The sequence below is a fragment of the Streptomyces sp. NPDC017202 genome (assembly GCF_044331705.1).
In the GTDB taxonomy this organism is placed as follows: domain Bacteria; phylum Actinomycetota; class Actinomycetes; order Streptomycetales; family Streptomycetaceae; genus Streptomyces.
This window is the reverse complement of sequence record NZ_JBIRNP010000007.1, coordinates 46,155-72,610: the sequence shown is the minus strand read 5'-3', so window position 1 is coordinate 72,610 and position 26,456 is coordinate 46,155. Positions and strand designations below refer to the sequence as shown.

General features: G+C 73.0%; 23 protein-coding genes, 1 pseudogene and 1 riboswitch. Of the genes and pseudogenes, 17 read left to right on the top strand and 7 right to left on the bottom strand.

Annotation, left to right across the window (positions count from 1 at the left end; genetic code table 11):
- Positions 1–91: 91 nt before the first annotated feature.
- A complete protein-coding gene (locus ACH4N1_RS16105; RefSeq protein WP_398097630.1) occupies positions 92–1,471 on the bottom strand; it encodes a uracil-xanthine permease family protein in 1,380 nt (459 codons plus the stop codon).
- A 203-nt stretch (positions 1,472–1,674) separates the two neighbouring features.
- On the opposite strand from ACH4N1_RS16105, the gene ACH4N1_RS16100 reads away from it, so the two are divergent.
- Positions 1,675–2,133 carry an acyl-CoA thioesterase gene (locus ACH4N1_RS16100; protein WP_398097628.1) on the top strand — a complete coding sequence of 153 codons (459 nt, stop codon included), beginning with the start codon at positions 1,675–1,677 and terminating at the stop codon, positions 2,131–2,133.
- On the opposite strand, the gene ACH4N1_RS16095 is transcribed toward ACH4N1_RS16100, so the two are convergent.
- Positions 2,093–3,304 carry an MFS transporter gene (locus ACH4N1_RS16095; protein WP_398097627.1) on the bottom strand — a complete coding sequence of 404 codons (1,212 nt, stop codon included), beginning with the start codon at positions 3,302–3,304 and terminating at the stop codon, positions 2,093–2,095. The genes ACH4N1_RS16100 and ACH4N1_RS16095 overlap by 41 nt on opposite strands.
- A 151-nt stretch (positions 3,305–3,455) precedes the next feature.
- Here ACH4N1_RS16095 and ACH4N1_RS16090 point away from each other — a divergent pair, with 151 nt between their 5' ends.
- A complete protein-coding gene (locus ACH4N1_RS16090) occupies positions 3,456–4,706 on the top strand; it encodes an ROK family transcriptional regulator (RefSeq protein WP_398097625.1) in 1,251 nt (416 codons plus the stop codon).
- A gap of 81 nt (positions 4,707–4,787) precedes the next feature.
- Here ACH4N1_RS16090 and ACH4N1_RS16085 read toward each other — a convergent pair whose 3' ends face one another.
- On the bottom strand, positions 4,788–7,178 hold the full coding sequence (locus ACH4N1_RS16085) for a chitinase C-terminal domain-containing protein (RefSeq protein ID WP_398097624.1): 2,391 nt from the start codon (positions 7,176–7,178) through the stop codon (positions 4,788–4,790).
- Positions 7,179–7,394: 216 nt separating this feature from the next.
- Positions 7,395–7,525, top strand: a riboswitch (FMN riboswitch).
- A gap of 148 nt (positions 7,526–7,673) precedes the next feature.
- Here ACH4N1_RS16085 and ACH4N1_RS16080 point away from each other — a divergent pair.
- From ACH4N1_RS16080 to ACH4N1_RS16040, 9 genes are all read left to right on the top strand, one after another.
- Positions 7,674–8,279 (top strand): riboflavin synthase, encoded by a 606-nt coding sequence (locus ACH4N1_RS16080; RefSeq protein ID WP_398097623.1) that lies wholly within the window; start codon positions 7,674–7,676, stop codon positions 8,277–8,279.
- A complete protein-coding gene (locus ACH4N1_RS16075) occupies positions 8,276–8,917 on the top strand; it encodes a nicotinamide riboside transporter PnuC (protein ID WP_382788033.1) in 642 nt (213 codons plus the stop codon). Before ACH4N1_RS16080 ends, ACH4N1_RS16075 begins: the two co-directional genes overlap by 4 nt.
- On the top strand, positions 8,914–10,203 hold the full coding sequence (locus ACH4N1_RS16070; RefSeq protein ID WP_398097622.1) for a bifunctional 3,4-dihydroxy-2-butanone-4-phosphate synthase/GTP cyclohydrolase II: 1,290 nt from the start codon (positions 8,914–8,916) through the stop codon (positions 10,201–10,203). Before ACH4N1_RS16075 ends, ACH4N1_RS16070 begins: the two co-directional genes overlap by 4 nt.
- A gap of 20 nt (positions 10,204–10,223) precedes the next feature.
- The gene (gene ribH, locus ACH4N1_RS16065) at positions 10,224–10,709 is read left to right on the top strand and encodes a 6,7-dimethyl-8-ribityllumazine synthase (RefSeq protein ID WP_398097621.1); all 486 of its coding nucleotides are present in this window, start codon (positions 10,224–10,226) and stop codon (positions 10,707–10,709) included.
- Positions 10,710–10,742: 33 nt separating this feature from the next.
- Positions 10,743–11,015 carry a phosphoribosyl-ATP diphosphatase gene (locus ACH4N1_RS16060; RefSeq protein WP_356280403.1) on the top strand — a complete coding sequence of 91 codons (273 nt, stop codon included), beginning with the start codon at positions 10,743–10,745 and terminating at the stop codon, positions 11,013–11,015.
- A 48-nt stretch (positions 11,016–11,063) separates the two neighbouring features.
- The gene (hisG, locus tag ACH4N1_RS16055) at positions 11,064–11,912 is read left to right on the top strand and encodes an ATP phosphoribosyltransferase (protein WP_398097619.1); all 849 of its coding nucleotides are present in this window, start codon (positions 11,064–11,066) and stop codon (positions 11,910–11,912) included.
- Positions 11,913–11,925: 13 nt separating this feature from the next.
- Positions 11,926–12,378 carry a PH domain-containing protein gene (locus ACH4N1_RS16050; protein ID WP_398097617.1) on the top strand — a complete coding sequence of 151 codons (453 nt, stop codon included), beginning with the start codon at positions 11,926–11,928 and terminating at the stop codon, positions 12,376–12,378.
- A 222-nt stretch (positions 12,379–12,600) separates the two neighbouring features.
- Positions 12,601–13,926 (top strand): hemolysin family protein, encoded by a 1,326-nt coding sequence (locus tag ACH4N1_RS16045; RefSeq protein ID WP_398097615.1) that lies wholly within the window; start codon positions 12,601–12,603, stop codon positions 13,924–13,926.
- Entirely contained in the window at positions 13,923–14,969 is a 1,047-nt protein-coding gene (locus ACH4N1_RS16040; RefSeq protein ID WP_398097614.1) for a hemolysin family protein, read from the top strand. Before ACH4N1_RS16045 ends, ACH4N1_RS16040 begins: the two co-directional genes overlap by 4 nt.
- Before the next feature lie 230 nt (positions 14,970–15,199).
- Here the strand turns inward: ACH4N1_RS16040 and ACH4N1_RS16035 are convergent, their stop codons facing one another.
- Both ACH4N1_RS16035 and ACH4N1_RS16030 read right to left on the bottom strand, forming a co-directional pair.
- Entirely contained in the window at positions 15,200–17,059 is a 1,860-nt protein-coding gene (locus ACH4N1_RS16035) for an AAA family ATPase (protein WP_398097613.1), read from the bottom strand.
- Between the two features lie 491 nt (positions 17,060–17,550).
- Positions 17,551–18,123, bottom strand: coding sequence for a uridine kinase (locus tag ACH4N1_RS16030; RefSeq protein WP_398097929.1), 573 nt, complete (start codon positions 18,121–18,123; stop codon positions 17,551–17,553).
- A 237-nt stretch (positions 18,124–18,360) separates the two neighbouring features.
- Between ACH4N1_RS16030 and ACH4N1_RS16025 the strand changes: the two genes are divergently transcribed.
- The 3 genes from ACH4N1_RS16025 (at position 18,361) to ACH4N1_RS16015 (ending at position 20,879) form a co-directional block, all read left to right on the top strand.
- Complete coding sequence (locus tag ACH4N1_RS16025) at positions 18,361–19,806, top strand: peptidase C39 family protein (RefSeq protein WP_398097612.1); 1,446 nt, start codon at positions 18,361–18,363, stop codon at positions 19,804–19,806.
- A gap of 164 nt (positions 19,807–19,970) precedes the next feature.
- Positions 19,971–20,114: an SCO1431 family membrane protein gene (locus ACH4N1_RS16020; protein WP_366061586.1), complete on the top strand. Its 144-nt coding sequence runs from the start codon at positions 19,971–19,973 to the stop codon at positions 20,112–20,114.
- 105 nt (positions 20,115–20,219) lie between these two features.
- Positions 20,220–20,879, top strand: coding sequence for a TetR/AcrR family transcriptional regulator (locus ACH4N1_RS16015; protein ID WP_398097610.1), 660 nt, complete (start codon positions 20,220–20,222; stop codon positions 20,877–20,879).
- A gap of 121 nt (positions 20,880–21,000) precedes the next feature.
- Here the strand turns inward: ACH4N1_RS16015 and ACH4N1_RS16010 are convergent.
- Positions 21,001–21,420 (bottom strand): annotated as a pseudogene (locus ACH4N1_RS16010) (glycosyl hydrolase family 18 protein); the annotation flags it as partial.
- Between the two features lie 149 nt (positions 21,421–21,569).
- Here ACH4N1_RS16010 and ACH4N1_RS16005 point away from each other — a divergent pair.
- Complete coding sequence (locus tag ACH4N1_RS16005; RefSeq protein ID WP_398097609.1) at positions 21,570–22,742, top strand: acyl-CoA dehydrogenase family protein; 1,173 nt, start codon at positions 21,570–21,572, stop codon at positions 22,740–22,742.
- A gap of 443 nt (positions 22,743–23,185) precedes the next feature.
- Here the strand turns inward: ACH4N1_RS16005 and ACH4N1_RS16000 are convergent, their stop codons facing one another.
- Complete coding sequence (locus ACH4N1_RS16000; protein WP_398097607.1) at positions 23,186–23,653, bottom strand: hypothetical protein; 468 nt, start codon at positions 23,651–23,653, stop codon at positions 23,186–23,188.
- Between the two features lie 240 nt (positions 23,654–23,893).
- On the opposite strand from ACH4N1_RS16000, the gene ACH4N1_RS15995 reads away from it, so the two are divergent.
- Together ACH4N1_RS15995 and ACH4N1_RS15990 are read left to right on the top strand one after the other, a co-directional pair.
- Positions 23,894–24,334 carry an Lrp/AsnC family transcriptional regulator gene (locus ACH4N1_RS15995; RefSeq protein WP_363091426.1) on the top strand — a complete coding sequence of 147 codons (441 nt, stop codon included), beginning with the start codon at positions 23,894–23,896 and terminating at the stop codon, positions 24,332–24,334.
- A gap of 175 nt (positions 24,335–24,509) precedes the next feature.
- Positions 24,510–26,123: an amidohydrolase gene (locus ACH4N1_RS15990; RefSeq protein WP_398097605.1), complete on the top strand. Its 1,614-nt coding sequence runs from the start codon at positions 24,510–24,512 to the stop codon at positions 26,121–26,123.
- Positions 26,124–26,456: the final 333 nt, after the last annotated feature.

The window sequence follows — 26,456 nt, the reverse complement described above, 5'->3', positions numbered from 1 at the left end:
GGGCCACACCCGAGCCGCGGGTCGGGCGGCGGGGCGCCGCACCCGCCGCCGCACCGGCCGCGACGGTGATCGGGCGGGCGCCCCGGTACGCCTACGAGCCGGCCTCGTCGTAGGAGCTGGTGCCCTCGTCGAGGAGCGGCGGCTGGGTCTTGAGGTGGGCGGGGGCGAAGGCGCGCAGGGCGTGGTAGCCGGTGATGACGACCAGGGTGCCGAGGGCGATGCCGCTGAGCGAGAAGGTGTCGGTGAACTCCATGGTGACGTTGCCGACGCCGATGATGATGCCCGCGGCGGCCGGCACCAGGTTCAGCGGATTGCGCAGGTCGACCCCGGCGTTGAGCCAGATCTGGGCACCGAGCAGGCCGATCATGCCGTACAGGATGACGGTGATGCCGCCGAGGACGCCGCCCGGGATCGCGGCCACCACCGCGCCGAACTTGGGGCACAGGCCGAACAGCAGCGCGAAGCCCGCCGCGGCCCAGTAGGCGGCCGTGGAGTAGACGCGGGTCGCGGCCATCACGCCGATGTTCTCCGAGTACGTGGTGGTGGGCGGGCCGCCGACCGCCGTGGACAGCACGGAACCGATGCCGTCGGCCGAGATCGCCGTGCCCAGCTTGTCGTCCAGCGGATCGCCGGTCATCTCGCCGACCGCCTTGACGTGCCCGGCGTTCTCCGCGACCAGCGCGATGACGACGGGGAGGGCCACCAGGATCGCCGACCACTCGAAGCTCGGGCCGTGGAAGGAGGGCAGGCCGATCCAGTCGGCCCGGCCCACGGCGGAGAGGTCCAGCCGCCAGTGGTCGACGACCTTGCCGCTCGCGTCCGCCGAGTGGATCCGGCCGAAGATCCGGTCGAACGCCCAGGAGATGCCGTAGCCGAAGAGCAGACCGAGGAAGATCGCGATGCGGGACCAGAAGCCGCGCAGGCAGACCACGGCCAGACCGGTGAACAGCATGACCAGCAGGGCCGTCCACTGGTCCTGCGGCCAGTAGGTGGAGGCGGTGACGGGGGCGAGGTTGAAGCCGATCAGCATCACGACCGCGCCCGTCACGACCGGTGGCATCGCGACGTGGATGATCCGGGCGCCGAACCGCTGCACGGCCACGCCCACCAGGAAGAGCGCGACACCCACGACGAGGACCGCGCCGGTGACGGTGGCGCTCGTGCCGCCCTGGGCGCGGATGACCGCCGCGACGCCCACGAACGACAGCGAGCAGCCGAGGTAGCTGGGCACCCGGCCGCGGGTCGCGAGCAGGAAGATCATGGTCGCGACGCCCGACATCATGATGGCCAGGTTGGGGTCCAGGCCCATCAGGACGGGGGCCACGAAGGACGCCCCGAACATGGCCACCACGTGCTGTGCGCCGAGGCCGGCCGTGCGGGGCCAGGAGAGCCGCTCGTCGGGGCGGACCACCGCTCCGGGCTCCGGCGTGCGCCCGTCGCCGTGCAGTTTCCAGCGGACGCCAAGATCCATGGTGGGTTTCGCTTTCGTTCGTGCGGCGTCGAAGCCGTTCCGGTGCGGTGAGGAGATCGTCCCGGTGCGGAAGTCGTCCGGCGCGGTGTGGATGTCCGGCCCATTCTCACGCGAATCCGGAGGGTGAGCGACCGCTTAGGATAGGGGTGCTTGCCTCGTACATCTTCCTCGTACGTCCCTCTTCGCCCCCAGGAGCCCCGCCCGTGACCGCCGAAGCCCCGGCCGCCCCCGCCCTGTCCCACGGCCGGCTGATGCCCGTCACCGTCCACTTCGACGACCTCGACGCGCTCGGACTGCTGCACAACGCCCGCTATCCGCTGATGGTCGAGCGGGCCTGGACCGAGCTGTGGCAGGAGCACGGCGTGCGCTTCGAGGGGGACTGGGCCGCGGCCGGCGACGCCTGCAACGCCGTGAAGGAACTGCGCATCGGCTACGAGGCGCCCGTCACCAGGCCGGGTGCCTACGCCGTCCACCTGTGGCTGGAGCGGCTCGGCAACACCGGCCTGACCTACGGCTTCCGGTTCTGCTCGGCCGACGGGGCGTTCACCTACGCGCACGGCACCCGCGTCCTGGTCCGCCTCGATCCCGCGACCATGCGCCCGGCGCCGTGGAGCGAAACGTTCAGGAGCGCGGGCCGGGCACTGCTGCGTCCGGCGGACTGACCTTCACGGACCCGCGCTCGCCGCCGCGCAGCACGCCCGCGAACACGACGAGCCCGAACGCCAGCACCGTCACCACGCCGAACGACACCACCAGGCTGCTCGCCTGCGCCACCCCGCCGATCAGGCTCGGCGCGATCAGCCCCGAGGTGTAGGTGATGGTCGCGACGCCCGCGATGGCCTGGCTGGGGTTCGGGCCGCTGTGCCCGGCCGCCGCGAAGCACAGCGGGACGACGACGGCGATGCCGAGGCCCATCATCCCGAACCCGCCGATGGCCGTCGCCGGGTGGTCCGCCACCACGATCAGCAGCCCGCCCGCGGCGGCCAGCACCCCGCCAGCGCGGACCGTGCGGACCGCGCCGAACCGGTTCACCACGGCGTCCCCCACGATCCGGGCCACCGCCATGGTGAGCATGAAGCCGGTCGTGCAGGCCGCCGCGAGACCGGCCGAGGTGCCGAGGTGGTCGTCCAGGTAGACCGCCGACCAGTCCAGGCTGGCGCCCTCCGCGAACACCGCGCAGAACCCGACCGCGCCGATCAGCAGCGCCGAGCGGGGCGGCAGGGTGAAGCGGGGCGGGGGCTCCTCGTCCTCGGCGGGCCGCAGGTCGAGCACCCACCGGCAGGCCAGCAGGCCGAGCGCGGTCAGCGCGGCCGCCGCCAGGACGTGGTGCAGGCGCGCGTCCGTGCCCAGGTGCGCGGCGAGGGTACCGGCCGCCGAGCCGAGCAGCGCGCCCGCGCTCCACATGCCGTGCAGCCCCGACATGATCGACTTTCCGAGCCGCTGCTCGACCTCGACGCCGAGGGCGTTCATCGCCACGTCGGCCATGCCCGCGGTGGCGCCGTAGACGAACATCGCCAGGCACAGGGTGAGCATGTCCGGCGCGAGGGAGGGCAGGACCAGCGCCAGCGTCCACAGCGCGAGCAGTGCGCGCAGGGCGGCCCGGCTGCCGAGGCGGTGGGTGATCCGGCCGGCCAGCGGCATGGCGCAGGCCGCGCCGAACGCGGTGAAGGCCAGGGCGAAGCCGAGCTGACCGGCGCTCACGGAGGCGTGGTCCTGGATCCACGGCACCCGCGTGGCGAAGGAGCCGGTGACCGCGCCGTGCACGGTGAACACGGCGGCCACCGCGTACCGGGCCCGCCGCACCTCCGACGGTGCGTGTGCCGCTTCGCTCATTCCCGGGCCCCTCCTCGCCGGTGTGCCGCCCGGCGCGATGCCGTGCGCAGGCCGCGTCCGTGCGGCGCCCGCGTAAACTATCAGGAACCCTGCCTGATAAATAGAGGCCGGTCCGGGGTGACGCTCCGGCGCCCATGGGAGGATTCCGCGCATGCCCGCATCCCCGAGCACCGCCCGGGCCATCAACGACCGGCTCGCCCTGCGGCTCCTACAGGACGAAGGCCCCTTGACGGCGGGGCAGTTGAAACAGCTCACCGGCCTGTCCCGGCCCACCGTCGCCGACCTCGTCGAACGCCTCACCGCCTCCGGCCTGATCGAGGTCGTGGGCGAGGCGGGGGAGCAGCGGCGCGGCCCGAACGCCCGGCTCTACGGCATCGTCGCGGACCGGGCCCACCTGGCGGCCCTGGACGTCCGCACCGAGGGCGTCGCCGTACTCGTCTCCGACCTGGTGGGGCGGGTGCTCGCCGAGGCGTCCGTGCCCATCGGCGGCGACATCGGCACGGGGCCCGCCGTGGAACAGGCGGTGACCCTGGTCGAACGGGCCGTGAAGGAGGCCGGGGCCGACCGGCTGCACACCGTCGGCATCGGCGCGCCCGGCCTCATCGACCCCGCCAGCGGCGAACTGCGCGACTCCTCCGGTCTGCCCGCCTGGCACCGCCGTCTGGTGGCCGCCCTCCAGGAACGGCTGCCCACGGCCCGCGTCACCGTCGAGAACGAGACCAACCTCGCCGCCCTGGCCGAACAGCGCGAGGGCGTCGCCCGGGACCGCGACACCTTCGTGCTGCTGTGGCTGGGCCACGGCACGGGCGCGGCCGTCGTCCTGGACGGCACCCTGCGCCGGGGGGCCTCCGGCGGCACCGGCGAGATCGGTTTCCTGCCGGTCCCCGGCACCACCGGCCTGCCGTCGGCCACGGACTGCGAGGGCGGCTTCCACTCCCTGGCCGGCTCGGCGGCGGTCGCGGCGCTGGCGCGGGAGCACGGGCTGGGCCCGGCCCCGGACCCGGTGCCCGGCGAACCGGAGGCGGCCGGCCTGGTCCGGGCGGCGGTGGCGCGGGTGGATGCCGACGCGGGCGACGGCCGGGACGCCCCCGGCAGCGCCTCCGACAGCGACTCCGCCGGCGCTTCCGCACGCTTCCTCGACTCCCTCGCCGACCGGCTGGCCATCGGCGCCGCCTCCGTCGTCGCCGTCCTCGACCCCGGATGCGTGGTCCTCGGCGGGGAGGTCGGCCGGGCCGGCGGCGAGATCCTCGCGGCCCGGGTGGCGCGACGGCTGCGGCGGATGGCGCCGCTCCCCACCCAGGTGCGCCCGAGCCCCCTGGGCGGCGCGGCGGTACTGCGCGGCGCACTGCTGACGGCACGGGAGTCCGCCCAGGCGGAGCTGTTCGGAGGCCGTGACGGCTGAGTTCTCCAGGGGGCCGGGTCGTGGAGAGGCCCGGTGGCGGGCAAGGGCCGTCGTCACCGCCACCGGGCCGGTCGTACGGGGTCAGCAGGAACCGAGGTCCCGCCACACCCCCCAGTCACCGGTGGTGCCGGGCTCCTCGCCCCGCGTCCACCACTGGGCGCGCCAGGTGTGACCCTTGTGGGACACCTGGCTCCCGCCGGCGTACTCCGCCGTCGCGGTCCAGGCGGGGACGGTGCACTGCCCGCTCCCGCCGGAGGGCGACGGGGAGACGCTGCCGGACGGGCTCGGGCTCGCACTCGGGCTCGCACTCGCACTCGGGCTCGCGCTCGGACTGGCCGGAGCCGACGGCCCCGGTTCCACCACCGTGGTGCCGCGCGCCAGGTCACCGGCCAGCGCGTACGTCCGTCCGCCGAAGGTCACCGTCCAGTTCGAGGGCGTCGACACCGGGAGGTGGTAGACGAAGTCCAGCTCCGCCGACGCGCCCGGCGCCAGCGTCTGCCAGGCCGGCAGCTTCAGCGAGCCCCGGTGGTGGGCGCCCTTGAGGCCGCCGACGTTGTTCCCCGTGTGATCGCTGCTGATCACCGAAGTGCCCCAGCCGGACTGGTCCTTGGCGTTGCCGGGCGCCGACGTGCCGTAGTCGAAGCGGAACTCGGTGCCGCCGGGCAGGGTCGTGGACGTGTTGTTGGTGATCCTGAGCTTGGGGCTGATCGGGTAGTTGGAGTCGCCGAGCGGGAACTGCCCGAACTCCACGTCGATCTTCAGCGCCTCCGCCGGCAGCTCCACCGTCGACCGCTTCGCGCCGTACGGCGCGGCCGACCGGAACCTCTCGTACATCGTGGAGGTCAGCGTCGACCCCGGCTCGTACTGCCCCTTGGCCGCGTTCCAGCCGTAGTCACCGGCCAGCTCCCACACCATGGTGCCGCCGATGCCCTGGTCGACGACGTAGTCGGCCTTGGCGGCGACGGACTGCTCGTCCTCGGTGGACAGGAACACCTTCTTCTCGGCGTTCCACAGCCAGGGCGCGACCAGCGTGGCGTCGTACCTGCGGGCGTACGTGCCGGTCAGCCGGGTGCCGGCCGGGAAGCCGTAGCGCGTGACGTAGTCCCCGACGACGCCCTTCTCCAGGTTCTTGGCGTGCCACATCGGGTTGGATCCGGCGGGCGCCTCCTTCCCGGCGGTGTCCAGGTCGTGCCAGAGGTTGTCGATGCCGACGGCACCGTCCCCGCACCTGGTGAGGCCGGACCCGGCCGGACAGGTGGTCGTGGCCGCCCTGCCCCACAGCCCGTCGGTCCCGCCGGTGACGTTCTTGAACCCCCGGGTGTAGTAGGGGAGCCCGATGTTGATGCGGCCGGCCGGCATCGACCCGCGGAAGTAGTGGTAGGCCCAGTCGGTGTTCAGGTAGCCGATCCCGCCGTACTGCGATGTCGAGTACACGCCCGCCGCGGCGAGTTCGGCGTCCTTGCCGTCGTCGAAGAGGGAGGCGTTCGGGCCGACGTACTCGTTCCAGGCGCCGTGCAGGTCGTAGGACATGATGTTGACGTAGTCCAGGTACTTCTGGACCTGGAAGGTCTCCATGCCGCGCAGCAGGTATCCGGACGAGGGCGCGGCCACCGACAGCAGGTAGTGCTTCCCGTCCGCCGAGCCCGCGCGGTCGAGCTTCTCGCGCAGCGTCCTCATCAGCGCCGCGTAGCCCTTGACGAGTCCGGCGCGGCGGGCGTTGGAGAGGGACCAGTCGAGCGGGTTGCCCGCGTCCTTCATGGTCGTCGGGTACTCGTAGTCGATGTCGACACCGTTGAAGCCGTACTTCCTGACGAAGTCGACGGCGGAGTCCGCGAAGGTGTCGATGCCGGCCTGGTTGACCGAGCCGTCCGCGTTCGTGGCCATGGAGTAGAAGCCGCCCGAGCCGACGCGGGTGCCGTCGGCGGCGAAGTGGCCGCCGGTCTCCGCCCAGCCGCCCACGGAGATCAGGGTCTTCACGTCGGGGTGCTGCTTCTTGAACTTGTTGAGCAGGTTGAAGTGGCCCTGGTAGGGGAGTGCCGGGTCCATGTCGGCACCGGCCACGCCCGGCCAGGTCATCCCGGTCGCCGCGTTGGCGGCGCCGTCCGCGCCGACGGAGAGCTTGCCGGACCCGTCGACGTGCGCGAACGCGTAGTTGAGGTGGGTGACCTTGTCCCACGGGATGTCCGGGGCCAGATAGGCGGGTGTGCCGTCCTTGCCGGTGCGCCAGCCGGTGAAGTAGCCGATCACCCGGCGCTGGTGGTCGGCGCCCATCTTCTCCCGGCCGGCCGTGTCGTAGACCGAGCAGTAGGGGACGTCCGCGCCCGGCGTCTCGTAGAGGCCGTCGGGACGGCAGGACTCCTGGTCGGCGGCGTTCGAGACGGTGGCCGGCAGTCCGGCGAGCAGCAGGCCCGCCACCGCCGCCGCGGCGGCGAGCAGCGCGGGTCTCGCCCGGTGTCGTGAGGGGGACAGCACAGTCGGTTCCTCTCCACGGAAGTTGCGCAGACCCTAGAGAGGACTAGACCAGTGCGTCAATAGGTATGGACCAATCCGGAGAGGGGGTGCCCCGGTCGAGGGCCGGGGCGCCGGGCGGCCCGGCCGGGATGTCCCCGCGCCTCCCTGTGAGCCACTCCACAGACGTCACCCGCATGGACGCGTACCCGGCGTGGCACACTGACCCTGTACCTAAAGCAGCGCACTCCGGGGTCGGTGAAATTCCGAACCGGCGGTTACAGTCCGCGACCCGACCGCTTCCAGCGGCCGGTTGACCAGGTGAAATTCCTGGACCGACGGTTAAAGTCCGGATGGGAGGCAGTGCGCGGCGGGCGGGCATTCGTGCGCGCCGCCGTATCCGTACCCGTCCGCGGACGGGTCTGTCCGGCGTCGCCCCTCGGTGTCCTCACCCGTTTCACTCTGTCGTCATCGACAGGCCCCGGAGTCCGTGCCCCACGAGGCAGGAGGACCCGGGAAGTGTTCACCGGAATCGTCGAAGAACTGGGCGAGATCACCGCCGTCGAGAACCTCGACGACGCCTGTCGCTTCCGCGTCCGCGGCCCCGTCGTCACCGACGGCGCGAAGCACGGTGACTCCATCGCCGTCAACGGCGTCTGCCTCACCGTCGTCGAACACGAGGGCGACGAGTTCACCGCCGACGTCATGGCCGAGACCCTGAAGCGGTCCAGCCTCGGAGCCCTCACCGTCGGCTCCCGCGTCAACCTCGAACGGCCCACCGCCGTCGGCGCGCGCCTCGGCGGCCACATCGTGCAGGGCCACGTCGACGGCACCGGACAGGTCCTGGAGCGCACGCCCTCCGAGCACTGGGAGATCGTCAGGATCGCCCTCCCCGCCGACCTCGCCCGGTACGTCGTCGAGAAGGGGTCCATCACCGTCGACGGCATCAGCCTCACGGTCGTGGAGGCCGGATCCGACCACTTCACCGTCAGCCTCATCCCCACCACCCTCGACCTGACCACCCTCGGCCTCAAGCAGCCCGGCGACCCGGTCAACCTCGAGGTGGACATCGTCGCCAAGTACGTGGAGCGCCTGATGGCCGCCACCGACGGAGCGGCGAAGTGAACTCCCTGAACTCCGAGGCCTTCGTCCTCTTCGACCAGCACATCCTCTGGTCGGACATGATCGGCAACATCTTCGGACTGGCCGCACTCGCACTCGGCTGGCGCCGGTCCATCTGGAGCTGGCCGGTGCAGTTCCTCTCCGGCCTCATCCTCTTCGGCGCCTTCTTCGGCCACCTCACCGGCAGCGCCGGCAAGCAGGCCGTCGTCATGGCCGTCGCCCTCTACGGCTGGTGGCAGTGGAACCGCGACCGGAGCGGCTCCGCCGACGGCCACATCACCCCGCGCTTCGCCACCTGGCGCGAGCGCGCCGCCATGACCGGCGCCGCCGCCGGCGGCACGGTCGCCGTGGCGCTCCTGTTCACGGCCTACCCCACCCTGTCCTGGGACCCCTGGCCCGACGCCTACATCTTCGTCGGCACCGTCGTCGCCATGTACGCCCAGGCCAAGGGCATGGTCGAGTTCTGGTTCGCCTGGCTCCTCGTCGACCTCGTCGGCGTCCCCCTGAACTTCGCCAACGGCTACGCCTTCTCCGGCTTCGTCTACGTCATCTACGGCGCGCTCGTCCTGTGGGGCATGCGCGACTGGTGGCTGCGCTCCCGCAGGGGTCCGCGGCCCGCCCTGGAAGGAGCGCCCGCATGAGCACGGCACCCGTCCTCCACACCCCCGACGGCGTCGAGGACTTCGCGCTCGACCCGGTCGAGCGGGCCGTCGCCGACATCGCCGCCGGCCGCCCGGTCGTGGTCGTCGACGACGAGAACCGCGAGAACGAGGGCGACCTCGTCATCGCCGCCGAGAAGGCCACCCCCGAGATCGTCGCCTTCATGATGAGCGAGTGCCGCGGGCTGATCTGCGTCCCCATGGAGGGCGACGAACTCGACCGGCTCGAACTCCCGCAGATGGTCGCGGACAACACCGAGTCGATGAAGACCGCGTTCACCGTCTCCGTCGACGCCTGTGCCGCGCACGGCGTGACCACCGGCATCTCCGCCGCCGACCGCGCCACCACCCTGCGGCTCCTGGCCGACGGCACCACCCGGCCCACCGACCTCGTCCGCCCCGGCCACGTCTTCCCGCTGCGCGCCAGGCCCGGCGGCGTCCTCGTGCGCAACGGGCACACCGAGGCCGCCGTCGACCTCGCCCGGCTCGCGGGCCTGCGCCCGGCCGGCGCCATCGTCGAGATCGCCGGCGAGGACGGCCGGATGCTCCGCCTGCCCGAGCTGATCCCCTTCGCCCGCAAGCACGGCCTGACGATCATCTCCATCGAGGACCTGATCGCCTACCGCCGCACCGCCGAGCCCACCGTCCGCCGTGAGGCCGAGACGCGGCTGCCCACCGTCCACGGCACCTTCACCGCGTACGGCTACCGCTCCACCGTCGACGGCGTCGAGCACGTCGCCCTCGTGCACGGCGAGATCGGCGACGGCAAGGACGTCCTCGTCCGCGTCCACTCCGAGTGCCTCACCGGGGACGTCTTCGGCTCCGCGCGCTGCGACTGCGGCCCCCAGCTCGACACCTCCCTGGAACGCATCCAGTCCGAGGGCCGGGGCGTCGTGGTCTACCTGCGCGGACACGAGGGCCGCGGCATCGGCCTGCTGTCCAAGCTCCGGGCGTACGAACTCCAGGAGCGCGGCCGGGACACCCTCGACGCCAACCTCGAGCTGGGCCTGCCCGCCGACGCCCGCGACTACGCGGCCGGCGCCCGGATCCTCGACGACCTGGGCGTGCGCAGCGTACGGCTGATGACGAACAACCCCGAGAAGACCGACGCGCTCACCCGGCACGGCATCGAGGTCGCCGCCCGCGAACCGATGCCCGTCCAGGCGGGCGAGCACAACATCCGCTACCTGCGCACCAAGCGGGACCGGATGGGACACGACCTGCCCTGGCTGGACACGGCCCCCGTGTCCCCCTGCGGCAACCAGTAAGCACGGCACGAAGGAGAGACGTGAGCGGCAAGGGTGCACCGGAGCTGTCCGTACGCAACGTGGGTGACCTCAGGGTCGCCGTCATCGCGGCGCAGTGGCACGAGAAGGTGATGGACGGTCTGGTCGACGGCGCCCTGCGCGCCCTGCACGACCTCGGCATCGACGAGCCGACCCTGCTCCGGGTCCCCGGCAGCTGGGAACTCCCGGTGGTCGCCAAGGTCCTCGCGGGCCGCGGCTACGACGCGATCGTCGCCCTCGGCGTCGTCATCCGCGGCGGAACCCCGCACTTCGAGTACGTGTGCCAGGGCGTCACCCAGGGCCTGACCCAGGTCTCGGTCGACACCGGCGTGCCCGTCGGCTTCGGCGTCCTCACCTGCGACACCGAGGAGCAGGCCCTGGACCGGGCCGGCATCGAGGGCTCCACCGAGGACAAGGGACACGAGGCGGTGACGGCGGCGGTGGCGACCGCGGCCACCCTGCGCTCAGTATCCGAACCCTGGCGGTAGGCCGGCCCGGACAACGGCTAGGGTGGGACCACCATGTCCAAGAAGACGTTCGAGGAGCTGTTCACCGAGCTCCAGCAGAAGGCCGCCGACGGCGACCCCGCCACTTCCCGCACCGCAGAACTGGTCGGGAAGGGGGTCCATGCCATCGGCAAGAAGGTCGTCGAAGAGGCCGCCGAGGTCTGGATGGCCGCCGAGTACGAGGGCAAGGACGCCGCAGCCGAGGAGATCTCGCAGCTGCTGTACCACGTCCAGGTGATGATGGTCGCCCGCGGCATCTCGCTGGACGACGTCTACGCCCACCTGTGAGCCCCGCCCGCCACCCCCGAACCACACCACGCGAAGGAAGCCGACCTCATGCTGCGCATCGCCATCCCCAACAAGGGTTCCCTGTCCGGACCTGCGGGGGAGATGCTGCATGAGGCCGGCTACCAGCAGCGCCGCGAGTCCAAGGAACTGCGGATCGTCGACCCGGAGAACGAGGTCGAGTTCTTCTACCTCCGCCCCCGCGACATCGCGATCTACGTCTCCTCCGGCCGCCTCGACATCGGCATCACCGGCCGCGACCTGCTCGTCGACTCCGGCGCCGACGCCGAGGAGATCCTCCCGCTCGGTTTCGCCCGCTCCACCTTCCGCTTCGCCACCAAGCCCGGCACCGCCGGCGGCGTCGAGGACCTCAAGGGCATGACGGTCGCCACCTCCTACGAGGGGATCGTCGCCAGGCACCTCGCCGACCACGGCATCGACGCCTCCGTCGTCCACCTGGACGGCGCCGTCGAGACCGCCATCGAGCTGGGTGTCGCCGAGGTCATCGCCGACGTCGTCGAGACCGGCACCTCCCTGCGCAACGCGGGCCTGGAGGTCATCGGCGAGCCCATCATGAAGTCCGAGGCCGTCGTCATCCGCCGCACCGGCGCCGACGGCGAGGAACCCAAGGTGCGGCAGTTCCTGCGCCGCCTCCAGGGCGTCCTGGTCGCCCGGACGTACGTGATGATGGACTACGACTGCCGCGTCGAGCAGTTGGAGAAGGCCGTCGCGCTCACCCCCGGCCTGGAGTCGCCGACCGTCTCCCCGCTGCACAACGAGGGCTGGGTCGCCGTCCGCGCCATGGTCCCCGCCAAGGAGGCCCAGCGCATCATGGACGACCTGTACGACATCGGCGCCCGCGCCATCCTCACCACGGCCATCCACGCCTGCCGCCTCTGAGAACCCCGGGAAGATGTCCGACCAGCCCACGCTCCCCGTCACCTTCCGGCCGAGCCGCACCCGCGCGGTGCTCCTCTCGGCCGGAGCGGTGCTCTTCCTCGTCATCTCCGCCATCGCCCTGCTGCTGGAGCTCGGGCCGGGGGAGCGGCTCAGCTTCGTCCTCACCGGCGCCCTCTGTTTCTGGGTGCCGGCCCAGCTCGCCCGGGTCAGGGTCGTCGCCGACGACTCCGGCGTCACCGTGGTGAACATCGCGAGCAGGCGGCGCCTGGAGTGGGCCGAGATCCTCCAGGTGAACCTCCGGCAGGGCGACCCCTGGGTGTTCCTCGACCTCAGCGACGGCACCAGCCTGCCCGCGCTCGGCATCCAGCCGGGCATCGACAAGCAGCAGGCCATCGCCCACGCGCGCGCCCTGCGCAGCCTCGTGGACGCCCGGTCCGTGCACGGCCCCGACCCGGATCAGGGCTGACGCGAAGCGGGATCAGGGCTGACTCGGGGGCGTCCACCCTGCCGCTGGAGCCCCTGTCTTGATTAATCTGGTGACGGAGGCGTCCCCTTTGCGCCTCCACCCCCGTCGTGCCCTGCCGGGCGCACGGGGGGTCCTGCTACCCGAGGAGTGACCCTCTCCGGCGATGGACGGTTCGTCCTGTAGTACCTGCGCCGCCCCCTCCGAAGCGGAGGCGGCGGCTTCATGACCATCCCCCTGCTGCTCCTGGCAGCAGCTTTCCTGCTCATCCTCGCGAACGGCTTCTTCGTGGCCGCCGAGTTCGGGCTCGTCACCGTCGAGCGCCAGGAGGCCGAGAAGGCCGCCGCCGAGGGCGACCGACGGGCCCGTACGGTCGTCGAGTCGCTCAAGGAGCTGTCCTTCCAGCTCTCCGGCACCCAACTCGGCATCACCATCACCTCCCTCGTCGTCGGCATGCTGGCCGAACCGGCACTCGCCGAGCTGCTCGGCGGCCCCCTCACCGCGATCCGCGTCCCCGAGGGCGCCGTCTCCGGGGTGGCCGTCGTCATCGGCATGCTGCTGGCCTCCGCCGTGCAGATGGTGATCGGTGAACTCGTGCCGAAGAACTGGGCGGTCTCCCGGCCCCTCCAGGTCGCGCGATTCGTCGCCGGCCCGCAGCACGCGTTCGCCCGCCTGTTCCGGCCGGTCATCGCCGGCCTCAATGCGGTCGCCAACCGGCTCGTGCGCGCCCTGGGCGTCGAACCCACCGAGGAACTGGCCTCCGCCCGCACCCCCGGCGAACTGGTCTCCCTGGCCCGGCACTCCGCCCGGGCCGGCACGCTCGAACAGGACACGGCCGACCTCTTCGTGCGGACCCTGTCCCTGGCCGAGCTGACCGCGCAGCACGTGATGACCCCGCGGGTGAAGGTCAGCGCCCTCCAGGCGTCGGCCACCGCCGAGGACGTGGTCAATCTGACCCGCGCCACCGGCCTGTCCCGCTTCCCCGTCTACCGCGAGAAGATCGACGAGGTCGTCGGCATGGTCCACCTCAAGGACGCCCTGGCCGTCCCCGTCCACGACCGGCTGCGCACCCCGCTCGGCCGGATCGCCCGCCCGGCCCTGCTGGTCCCCGAAACCCTGCCCGTGCGGCCCCTGCTGGCCCGGCTGCGCAGCGAGCAGCCCATCGCCGTCGTCGTGGACGAGTACGGCGGCACGGCCGGCGTGGTGACCCTGGAGGACATCGTCGAGGAGATCGTCGGCGAGGTCCGCGACGAGCACGACGGCCTGGACACCCCCGAACTGGCCGCCGCACCGCCCGAGGACGGCAGGCCCGCCTGGGACGTCGACGGCAGTTGCCGCGTCGACACGCTCCGGCGCATCGGCCTCGACGTGCCCGAGGGACCGTACGAGACGGTCGCCGGGCTCGTCGCCGACCTGCTCGGCCGCATCCCGGCCGTCGGCGACCGGGCCGAGCTGCCCGGCTGGCGGCTGTCGGTCCGCCGCGTCGGCCACTACCGGGCCGAGCGGGTCCGGATCGTCCGCACCGGAGTGGTCGTGGAGGTCGCCCGATGAGCGTGCTCCAACTCCTCTTCGCCGGCCTCCTCGTGCTCGCGAACGGCTTCTTCGTCGGCGCCGAGTTCGCCCTCGTCTCCGTCCGCCGCAGCCAGATCGAGCCGCTGGGCACCGCGCGGGCCCGCCAGGTCCTCCACGGTCTGGAACACCTGCCGCAGATGATGGCCGCCGCCCAGTTCGGCATCACCGTGTGCTCGCTGACCCTGGGTGCCGTCGCCGAGCCGACGGTGGCGCACCTGCTGGAGCCGGTCTTCGAGGGCATCCACCTGCCGCACGGCATGATCCACCCGCTCGGTTACGTCATCGCCCTGGCGGCCGTGGTCTTCTTCCACCTCGTCGTCGGCGAGATGGTCCCGAAGAACCTCGCCATGGCGGCCCCGGAGAAGGCCGCGCTGTGGCTCAGCCCCGGTCTGGTCGCCTTCGCCCGTCTCTGCCGGCCGGTCACCGTCGCCCTCGGCGCCTGCGCCCAGGGCATCCTGCGCCTCTTCAGCGTCGAGCCCAAGGACGAGGTCGAGGCCGTCTTCACGAGCGAGCAGCTCAACCGGCTGGTGGAGGACTCCGGTCAGGCCGGCCTGCTCGATCCCGAGGAGCAGGAGCGGCTGGAGGACGCGCTGGAGCTTGGCTCCCGCCCGGTCACGGACGTCCTGCTCAAGCGCGAGTCGCTGGTGACGGTCCCGCCGTCGGTCACTCCCGGGCAGATCGTCGCCCTCACCGCCCGCACCGGCTACTCCCGCTTCCCCGTCGCCGCGGAGAAGGGCGCCTTCATGGGCTACCTCCACGTGAAGGACGTCCTCGACCTCGAGGAGTCCGACCGGGCGGTGCCCCAGCAGGTGTGGCGCCCGATGACGACGCTCCGCTCCGAACTGCCGCTGGACGACGCGCTGACGGTGATGCGGCGGGCGGCGACGCACCTGGCGCAGGTCGCGGACGCCTCGGGCCGGGTGCTCGGGCTGGTCGCCCTGGAGGACGTCCTGGAGCTGCTGGTGGGCGAGGTCACGGACCCCGCCCACCGGGACTACCCCGAGGTGGTGATGGCGACCTAGGGTCTTTCGTTTGGATCATGCCGGGCTCGCGGGGCCTGGTGCCGCCCTTCGCCGCGTTGTCGTCGGTTGCCATGGCTCCGCCATGGCGCCCTCCTCCGCCTTGCGATGCACGGCACCAGGCCCCGCTCCCTGATCCGGCCTGATCCAAACGAAAGACCCTAGCCGGTCCGGCCGCCGGGGGCGGGTGGTCGCACGCGCCCGCCCGGCGGCCGGTGCCGCGCGGCCGGGCCTCAGGCCGGGTCCTGCGGCCCCCGTCCCGAGAGGACCTCGCCGTACGCCTGCATCAGGTCCGGCAACCGCAGTGTCGACAGGTCATCCCGGGTCAGGGTCCCCGGGTAGGTCGACAGCCGCAGGTCCCGGTAGGCGCAGCTCTTCTCGTACAGGGTCCGCAGGAACCGCCCGTTGCCCAGTTCGTCGATCCAGCCCTGGTCCACCACGTGCCCGGCGATCGACCGCAGTTCGTCCAGGGCCTCCTCGTCCCACACGTCCCCGTTGTCCGCCGCGAGCACCTCACCGATCGAGGTGAGTTCGAGGGGCCGGTACGACGGGAAGTCGACGCGGGTCGTGAAGCGGGACGACAGACCGGGGTTCGCCGCGAGCAGCCGGTCCATGCCCTCGGGATAGCCGGCCAGGATCACCACCAGGTGGTCCCGGTTGTCCTCGGCCCGCTTCAGGAGCACCTGCAGTGCCTCGTCCCCGTACGCGTCCCCCTTGCCGTAGCCCGAGTTGGACAGGGAGTAGGCCTCGTCCACGAACAGGACGCCGCCCAGCGCGGAGTCGATCAGTTCGTTCGCCTTCACGGCGGTCTGGCCCAGGTACTCGCCGACGAGGTCGGCCCGCTGGGCCTCCACGAGGTGGTCGCCGCCGAGCAGACCGAGGGCGTAGAACACGCGGCCGAGGATGCGGGCCACCGTGGTCTTGCCGGTTCCGGAGGGGCCGGAGAAGACGAAGTGCCGCTTCGGCGGCTGGACCGGGAGCCCCTGGCCGGCCCGCAGCCGGGCCATGTTCAGCTGCGCCGAAAGGGCCTTGACCTGCCGTTTCACCGGCTCCAGACCCACCATGCGCTCCAGCTCGGTGAGCGCCTCCTCCAGTAACGCCGGGTCGGTGGGACCGGCCGGCAGGACCGAGGGCACGACGGTCTTCGCGCGCACGGCCGGGTCGGGCACCGTCGGGACGGGACCCACGGGCGGCAGGTCGGACGGGTCGCCGAGTTTCAGGTCCCGGCCCTCGGTGCCGAACAGCGGGTCCAGGACGTCCGCCCCGTCCCCGACGTCCTGACCGACTCCGGCCAGGGTGATGGACGCCAGGTCGCCCGTGTCGTCGTAGCCGTCGCCCTCGGCGATCGCGGCGAGCCGGGCCGAGGTGTCCATGAAGGCGGGGTCGACCCGGTGCACGGCCCGGTACAGGGGGAGCGCGGCGGCGGAACGGCCGGTGCCCTCGTGCGCGCGGGCCAGCCAGTACCGCAACTCCTTGCGCTGCGGCTGTTCGCTGCGGCAGCGCATGAGCGCCGTCGACAGCAGCGGCTCGGCCTGCCCGTACGTCTCCAGCCGGACCCGGGCCATGCCGCCGAACAGACCGGCCTCGATACCGAGGAGGGGGTCGTCGAGGAGCGGGTCGGTGTGCCGGACGAGCTGCTCCCAGTCCTTGACCAGATAGGCGCGGCAGGCGTGCAGGAAGCGGACGTGGTGGTCGGCGTCGACGGGCGGGAGGCCGGCCAGTGCCCGGTCCAGCTCGGGCACGTGCCGGCCGTCCAGCCAGTGCGAGGCGTGCGCGAGGAGCAGGTCGCGGGGGCTCTCCAGCACGGGCTGCACCCACCAGCCCAGCCAGTACCAGGAGTTGAGGGTGCGGCGGTGCCGGGTGCGCTGTTCGCCGAAGCGGTCGCGGTGCCGGAACATCCTGAGCAGCGCGGTCGTCGTGTCGACGCGCAGCGCGTGCAGTCCCAGCCAGCCGTCGGCCATGCCGGGATCGATCCGCACCGCGGCGCGGAACTCCTCCTCCGCCTGCGGATACGCGCCCATGGTGTAGGCGTCCACACCTCGCAGCCAGGCGAGGTCGGCCGGGGCCTCGGGGCCCCGCGTGCCGAAGTCCATCACGTCCCCCACGAACCGTGCCCCCGTCGGTATGCCACCGGGCCGGAGCCCATCGGCTGCGATGGTCGAACCGCTGTGCCGCGGACCGGAGTTGCCAGGTGCGCGCAGCAGTCGCCCGTAGGTCGCACCGAGGGCATCGTACCTGCGGGGGAGTGCCTCGCCGTAGGGTGCCGCACGGCCCGTTCGGCGAGGTGGGAGCAGAGGGGGCGCACCGTCACACGGTGACCCTGGGTGAGCGAACGGCGTCACGGCGCGTCCACGAAACGGCCCCGAAGGGGCGCGCGGGCAGAACGAAGCCCCCGATCACGGGGGAACAACCGGGGGCTTCGCGACTGCGGGGCGGCTTCCCATGCCGCACATTGAGAACGTAAGTCCTGTACGGGCCGTCGGTCAAGCCGAGTTGAAGCACTTGGCGGAGTTCGAACGCAAGGCCCTTCACGCTTTCACCACATTGCAGGCGACCTCTCACCCTGCGTGACGTGGTGGTGTGCTCAGCGCGTTCCCGCGGGCCCCGGGAGCACCTCGTACCCCTCGGGCAGCTGCCGTACCAGAGCGTGGGCGTACGGCCGCGACGGGTCCCCGGCGAAATGTCGCTCCTCCGCCTCGACCCATCCGTCCCAGAACTCCCGCTGGTCCTCCCCGTCCCGGCACCGCCCACGAGCCCAGGCCTCCTCCCGCGGCAGCTCCATCCACAGCAGGTGGGCCAGGTACGGCCGCAGGGCGCGGCGGCCGGCACCGACCCCCTCGACCAGGATCACGGGGGCCGGGGGAAGCGGGCGGGGCGGACCGAACCCGCGGACGCGCCAGTCGTAGGGGGCGTAGTGCGCCGTCTCGCCGCGGCCGAGCGGCTCGATCACCTGGGCCAGCAGCCGCCCGGTCCACGCGAACGGCTCGTCGTGGGTCGCGATGTCGTCCAGGCGCAGCACCGGTGCCCCGCCCGCCGCCTCGGCCAGCCGTCCCGCGAACGTGGACTTGCCCGAGCCGGCGTGCCCGTCGACGCCGATCAGGCGGACCGGGCCGCAGGACGGCGGCAGGCTGCGGAGCCGGGAGGCGAGCTGGCGGATGACGGTTCCTGGCGGTGGCGGTGGCGGTGGCGTGGCGGTGGCGGGCCGGGCAAGTCTAGCGGCGCGGAACCGACCTTCCGCAGGTCACGCCAGTGGACCAGACCCATATTGCCGGGCGCGGCACGGGCGGAAGTGCTGGCGGGTCCGCCCCCCTCCCGCCATAGTTGGCGCACACCGCACACCGCACACCGCACACCGGACCCGCTCCGACCCGGACACCCTGGGAGTCTTTCGCTCATGAGCAGAGCCGAACAGCCGTCCAGGAGGGCCGACCAGCTCTCCGACCGAACCGACCAGCCGTCCCGCAGGACGCTCCTCGCCGCCGCGGTCGTCGCCGCCGTGGCGGGCGGCGCGGCCCCCGCGGTGGCCGAGGCCGCCGTTCCGACCGGGCCCGCGGGCCCGGACGCGGCACCGGGCACAGCACCGGAAGCGGGGCCGGGCGCGGCCCCGGACCGCCCCGTGGAGTACCACTCCTGGACGACGTACACCGACTGGCGCTCCGGCACCGCCGCGGGCACCCGCGCCGTCGCCGGCGCCCGGCCCGGGCTGGTCCTCTCGACCCCGGCCGGGACCACCGACTACACCGACCCGCACACCGGCACCACCGCCGCCTGGGAGTACGCGACCTGGACCTCTCCCGTCCACCGGTTCGCCGTCCCCGCCACCGAGGCGATCGCCTCCTGGAACGCCGGCACACCGGCCGGCACCTGGCTCCAGGTCGAGGTGAAGGCCGGCTACTCCGACGGCACGCACACCCCCTGGTACGTGATGGGCCGGTGGGCCGCCGGGGACCAGGACATCAAGCGGACCTCCGTCGACGGCCAGACCGACGGCAGGAGCACCGTGTGGACGGACACCCTCGCGGTCGACGACGCGGCCACGGGCCTGCGCCTCACGTCGTACCGGCTGCGCCTGACCCTCCACCGCAGGCCCGGTACGAAGCTCACCCCGACCGTGTGGCGGGTGGGCGCGACGGGCTCCGACGTCCCGGACCGCTTCACCGTCCCGGCCTCGGTGCCGGGCCTCGCGCAGGAACTGGTCGTCCCGCGCTACTCGCAGGAGATCCACGCCGGTCAGTACCCCGAGTACGACAACGGCGGCGAGGCCTGGTGCAGCCCCACCTCCTCGCAGATGATCATCGAGTACTGGGGCGGCCGCCTCACACCGGAGCAACTGGCCTGGGTCGACCCCGCGTACGCCGACCCGCAGGTGTGCCACGCGGCTCGCCACACGTTCGACCACCAGTACCGGGGCTGCGGCAACTGGCCGTTCAACGCGGCCTACGCCGCCACGTTCGACGGCCTCCAGGGCGTGGTGACCCGGCTCGGCTCCCTCACCGACCTGGAGACGCTGATCGCGGCCGGCATCCCGGCCATCACGTCGCAGTCCTTCCTGAAGGAGGAGCTGACGGGCGCGGGGTACGGCACCTCCGGCCATCTGATGACCGTGATCGGCTTCACCGCGGACGGCGACGTGATCGCCAACGACCCGGCCTCGCCGAGCGATCCGGCGGTGCGGCGCGTCTACCGGCGGCGGGAGTTCGAGAACATCTGGCTGCGGACCAAGCGGTACAACGCGAGCGGCAAGGTCGCGTCGGGCACCGGAGGCGTCTGCTACCTCTACTTCCCGGCACGTCCGAGCGCGCTCCAGCGCAGGGCGCTCGCGGCGGTCGGGGTGCGCTGAGCCCCGACCCGCACACCGGCAACCCCCGTCGTGGCGGCCCCGTCACGGCGGGGGCCGTCCGCGTGTGAGCAAGCTCTCGACCGCAAAAGCCCCGCACGGTGGCAAGGTGGACGGACCGGGGGAAGTCCGCCGTCCACCGCACGCACGACCGTCAGCGAGAGACCATGACCGCACACGCCGCAACCGCCGCCGCCCGCACCCGTACCGGTGGGCCCGAGGACGACGGTCCGAAGATCTTCGAGCACGTCATGGGGTGGACCCTGGTCGTCGTCGTGGCGATGCTCGTGACCCAGCTGGGCCTGGTCTGACGCCGGCGCGGGAGCGCCGTCCGCGCTCCGGTCCCGAGGCGCCCGGGCCCGGTTCGACCTGACATACTGACGTCGTCCCGCCGAGTGTTGGAGCCAGGGTCGACATTGAACATCAGTCAGCAGCGTGACGCGTCCCGTCCCCAGGCCCGCGGCACCGAACGCTCACTGGCGCGTCGCGCCGAACTCATCTCCATCGGGCGCAGGTTGTTCGCCGACACGTCCTACGACGCGCTCTCCATGGACGACATCGCCCGGCAGGCGCACGTCGCCAAGGGACTGATCTACTACTACTTCCGGTCCAAGCGCGGCTACTACCTGGCGATCATCCAGGACTCCGTCGCCGACCTGGTCTCCTTCGCGGCGAGCGGCATGGAACTGCCCCAGGTGGACCGGGTGCACCGCACGATCGACGGCTACCTGCGCTTCGCCGAGCACCACCAGGCCGCCTACCGCACCATCGTCAGCGGTGGCGTCGGCTTCGACACCGAGGTGCACGCCATCCGGGACGGGGTGCGCGAGGCGATCGTGGCCGCCATCGCCGAGGGCGCCTACGGCCGCAGCGACATCCCGGCGCTGCCCCGCATGGGCCTGCTGTCCTGGGTGTGCAGCGTGGAGGGCGCCACCCTCGACTGGATCGGCCGCCCCGAACTCTCCCGCGAGACCATGCGCGACCTCCTCGTGAAGACCCTGGGCGGCGCCCTGCGCGCCGTCGAGGAACTCGACGCCGCCTTCCCGGCCCCGGAGCCGGCCCGGCGCGACCCTTGAACCGCCCCCGGGGCGAGGACCCGTGGTCCTCCGCCCCGAGTGCCCGTGCGGGACCAACTGGTCGATGGCCTTGATCGGCTCACCGCCTGCGGCGTCCCCGCCCGTACGTTCCCGCGGCCGGGCCGCCCGCCGTGGCGTCGGCGGTGATGGCCGCCGTGACGAGGTTCCCGGTGCCGAACCGCGCGCGCAGCGCCTGCACGAGGTTCCTGAAGGCCGCCCGGCCGCTGGTGTCGCAGGTGGCGCCGCAGGCGTTCGGGTACTCCCCGCCGATGCCGATGCCGATGCCGATGCCGTCGAAGACGTCGGCCCACCGGGAGTTCTCGACCAGGTCGTGGCAGGACCGGGCGAACGCGGCCGGGTTCCGGGCGGCCTCGCCGAAGCCGCCCGACCAGGTCCAATCGCTGAAGGACCACAGGGCCTTGAGGCCGGGGCGCTTCTTCTTCTTCTTCTTCGGCTCGCGCAGCTGGTTGAAGTTGCCGCGCAGCGGCTGGTCCGAGGCGCCGGCGGCCCCGTCGACGGACTCGGCGGCGGGGCGGGCGCGGTAACGCGGCGCCGAGAGCGCGAGAGGACCAGACCGGTTCGGTCAGTGGTGCGGACCGACCGCCTCCGCCCGGGCCGTGCGGCCGCCGCCCGCCGCGTGCATACTCACCGCGCCGGGCCGCCGACCGGCCCGAGGAGGAGAGTGGGGTCATGCCCGACCGTGCAGCACCGCCCGTGGACCGCCTCCTGCCCACGCAGGAGGCCCGCGACCTGCTCGCCCTCGTCCAGGACATCGCCCGCCGCGAGATCGCCCCGAGCGCCGCCGCGGAGGAGGACGCCGGACGCTTCCCGCGCGCGCTGTTCACCCTCCTGTCCCAAGCGGGCCTCCTCGGCCTGCCCTACCCGTCCGCGTACGGCGGCGGAGACCAGCCGTACGAGGTCTACCTCCAGGTCCTCGAGGAACTCGCCGCCGCCCGCCTCACCGTCGGCCTCGGCGTCAGCGTGCACACCCTGGCCACCTACCCCCTCGCCGCCCACGGCACCGAGGCTCAGCGGGCCGCCCGCCTGCCCGCGATGCTGGGCGGCGGGCAACTCGGCGCCTACTGCCTCTCCGAGCCCGCCTCCGGCTCCGACGCGGCCGCACTGCGCACCCGGGCCGTCCGGGAGGGCGACGGCTGGGTCGTCGACGGGACCAAGGCCTGGGTCACCCACGGGGGCGTCGCCGACTTCTACACCGTCATGGCGCGCACCGGCGGCGAGGGCGCCCGCGGGATCACCGCGTTCCTGGTGCCCGGTGACGCCGAGGGGCTGAGCGCCGCGCCACCGGAGCGGAAGATGGGGCTCAAGGGCTCGCCGACCGCCCAGGTCCACTTCGACGGGGTGCGGATCCCCGACGCGCTGCGCATCGGCGACGAGGGCCAGGGCTTCGCGATCGCCCTCGCCGCCCTGGACTCCGGACGGCTCGGCATCGCCGCCTGTGCCGTCGGTGTCGCCCGGGCCGCCCTGGAGGAGGCGGTCGCCCACGCCACCGGGCGCCGGCAGTTCGGACGGCCGATCGCCGACTTCCAGGGACTGCGCTTCCTGCTCGCCGACATGGCGACCCGGGTCGAGTCGGGCCGGGCCCTGTACCTCGCGGCGGCACGACTGCGCGACGCCGGACGGCCGTTCGTGCGCGAGGCGGCCATGGCCAAGCTGCACTGCACCGACGCGGCCATGCAGGTCACCACGGACGCCGTCCAGGTGCTCGGCGGCTACGGCTACACCGCCGACTTCCCCGTCGAGCGCTACCTGCGCGAGGCCAAGGTCCTGCAGATCGTCGAGGGCACGAACCAGATCCAGCGCATGGTCATCGCCCGTCAGCTGCTGGGTCCGGAGACCCGCTGAACTGGCCCGGCCGCACCAGCGGTGCGGCCAGCCGCACCCACTCCGGGTCCCGCCGGCCGGGCAGGGTGCGGCCCCGGTCGGCCCAGGCACGCATCATGTCGCGGTAGATCGGCGGGTCCTGCGAGGGCGGCGGCGGAGCCGACGGAACCGATTTCGCCGACACGGGGGCCGGGACGGACAGTTGGCGGTGACGCCCGGACGCCTGATAGGTGGGGGTCATACCAGGGCAACGCGAGCGCGCGACGCCAGGTCACGGCTCGCGCCCTCGTGCGTGAGTTCGGGATGTGCCCCCGGTGCGGCCCGCGTTGACGCGACCGCTCACCGACTCGCCGTCACATGCTCGTGCTTGAGCGGCACTTGACTGCTCCGGGTGTGCCGATCACGGGCCACGGCCGGGATGCGGGCCGTGGCGCGGGTCGGTCGGGGGCGTCGGGCGGAGGCGCTCAGGCGGCGTGGCGGCGCAGTGCCGGCACCCGGATCGGGCGCGAGGCGGGTCCGCCGACGTGCGAGAAGGGCTGCATGCGCCAGTCCAGTCCCTGGGGGAGCGTCAACAGCAGTGCCGTCTCCTGCTCCTGGGGCTCCACCGACTCGTCCGCGGGACGGGCCTCGGTCGCCGCGCGGCCCGTTCCGGCGCAGACCGTGAGCCCGAACGGGTTCCACGGGGAGGCGCACAGCGCGTGCTCCGGCAGGATCTCCTCGTCCGCCAGCAGGGCGATGGGCTGCGCGCAGTCCGGGCAGATCACCCGGTACATCTCGAACGTGTCGTAGGCGTCGAACTCGTAGGAGTGGTCGCCGCTCTCGTCGTCGAGGCCGTCGTAGCCGTCGGGTTCGACGCCCTCCGGCTCGGACTCGACGACGGTGGGCTGGAACCGCTTGGGCGCGGTACGACCAGGACGCTTAAGGCTCTGCATGGGATTCTCCCCCTCGGGCTGGGCCGTTCAGGCACTGCGGCCTCGACCACAGCAAGCACTTCCCAGCCCTTCGCGGCGGTAATCACGGGACCATCACGAAGACTTCGCACGGGCTGTGGTGTTGGTCACATGCCATGCGCAGGTGCCGGTCGGCTCGTCCCGTCCGTCACATCACGAACCGGTATGGCCTGGGCTGTATACGTATACGAAGAGATCGCGCGCCCTGTAAGTTCTTGCGCCATGGAGGAGCTGGACCGACAGATCGTGCAGCTGCTCGTCAAGGACGGGCGGATGAGTTACACCGACCTGGGCAAGGCCACGGGCCTGTCCACGTCGGCCGTGCACCAGCGGGTGCGCCGGCTGGAACAGCGCGGCGTGATCCGGGGGTACGCGGCCGTCGTCGACGCCGAGGCCGTCGGGCTGCCCCTGACCGCCTTCATCTCGGTGAAACCCTTCGACCCCAGCGCGCCCGACGACATCGCCGACCGGCTCGCCGGAGTGCCCGAGATCGAGGCCTGTCACAGCGTGGCCGGCGACGAGAACTACATCCTCAAGGTGCGGGTGGCCACCCCGCACGAACTGGAGGAGCTGCTGGGCCGGCTGCGGGCCCTCGCGGGCGTCTCCACGCGCACCACGGTCGTGCTGTCCACCCCGTACGAGGCCCGCCCGCCCCGGATCTGAGGACCGCCGCCCCGGACGGACCTCACGCACCGGCGCCCAGGTACGAGGGTCCCGCCCCGGACGGACCCCACGCACCGGCACCCGGGTGCGACGGTCCCGCGCGGATGAGCTCGTGCCCCCGGTACGAGGGGGTCCCCCGTGCCGGGCGGCCGGGGCGAGGTACGAGACTGGTGCCATGAGTGAGCGCACCCCCGACCCGAAGACCGTCCTGCTCCGCCGAGGAGAGGTCCACAGTCCCGCCGACCCGTTCGCGACCGCGATGGTCGTCGAGCGCGGCCAGGTGGCCTGGGTCGGCTCCGAGGGCGCGGCTGACGCCTTCGCGGACGGCGTCGACGAGGTGGTCGACCTGGACGGTGCCCTGGTCACCCCCGCGTTCACCGACGCCCACGTCCACACCACCTCCACGGGCCTCGCCCTGACCGGCCTCGACCTGTCGGCCGCGCCCTCCCTGGAGGCGGCCCTCGCCCGGGTGCGGGACTTCGCCGCGGCCCGGCCGCGGGACACGGTCCTCCTCGGCCACGGCTGGGACGCCGCCCGCTGGCCCGGCGGCCGCCCCCCGACGCGCGCCGAACTGGACGAGGCCACCGGCGGACGGCCCCTCTACCTGTCCCGCATCGACGTCCACTCCGCGGTCGTCACCACGGCCCTGCTGGAGATGACCCCGGACGTCGGCGCGACGGACGGGCCGGGCGACGCCCCGCTCACCGCCGGCGCCCACCACGCCGTCCGCGCCGCGGCGTTCGCAGCCGTGACGCCGGCCCAGCGTGCCGAGGCCCAGCGGGCCGCCCTGGCGCACGCCGCCTCGCTCGGTATCGGCTCGGTCCACGAGTGCGCCGGCCCCGAGATCTCCTCCGAGGACGACTTCACCGCCCTGCTGCGGCTGGCCGCCGAGGAACCGGGCCCGCGGGTCGTCGGCTACTGGGCGGAGCGCGACGTGGACAAGGCACGCGCGCTGGGCGCCCTCGGCGCGGCCGGGGACCTCTTCGTCGACGGCGCCCTCGGCTCCCACACCGCCTGTCTGCACGACCCGTACCGCGACGCCGCCCACACCGGTACCGCCTACCTGGACGCCGCCGCGGTCGCCGCGCACGTCACGGACTGCACCGAGGCCGGCCTCCAGGCGGGCTTCCACGCCATCGGCGACGCCGCCGTCACCGCCGTCGTCGAAGGTGTGCGCGCGGCGGCGGAGAAGGTGGGCCTGGCCCGCGTGCGGGCCGCCCGCCACCGCGTCGAGCACGCCGAGATGCTCACCCCCGAGACGATCGCCGCCTTCGCCGAACTCGGCCTGACCGCCTCCGTCCAGCCCGCCTTCGACGCCCTGTGGGGAGGCGAGGACGGCATGTACGCCCAGCGCCTGGGTGCCGAGCGGGCCCGCGCCCTCAACCCGTTCGCCGCCCTGCTGCGCTCCGGCGTGCCCCTCGCCTTCGGATCCGACAGCCCGGTGACCCCCCTCGACCCGTGGGGCACCGTCCGTGCCGCCGCCTTCCACCGCACGCCCGAGCACCGGATCTCCGTGCGTGCCGCCTTCACCGCCCACACCCGGGGCGGCTGGCGGGCCGTCGGACGCGACGACGCGGGTGTCCTGGTGCCGGGCGCCCCCGCCGACTACGCCGTCTGGCGCACCGGCGCCCTCGTCGTGCAGGCCCCGGACGACCGGGTCGCCCGCTGGTCCACCGACCCCCGCTCGGGCACTCCCGGCCTGCCCGACCTCACGCCCGGCACCGACCTGCCCCGATGCCTGCGCACGGTGGTCGGCGGACGGACGGTGTTCGCGAGGCCGGGCGAGTGATCCGCCGGGGCGCGGCGTCGAAGATCACCCGTCCGCACGGCGTCCCGCGAGAGTCGCCGCCTGCCCGCTGACCAGGGCCTTACCCGAAGAGTCGCAGGTCGGTCGGCTGTTGACAGCCGACCGCGGGGGGCCGGTAGGTTCGGCCGGGTCCACCACCGGACGCCCCGCCGGGGAACGTCCGCGCACTCGCCGGTGCGCCGCTGGGTCAGGGACGGTGTGCCGCACCGGCGCGTCGCCACCGGGAGCCAGGCGCGGCGCCGCACCAGGACGAGAGAACGTTCCGGCCGGTCGGGGCGGTGTGACCCGGGTGGGGCCCGGACGCTCAGTAGACAA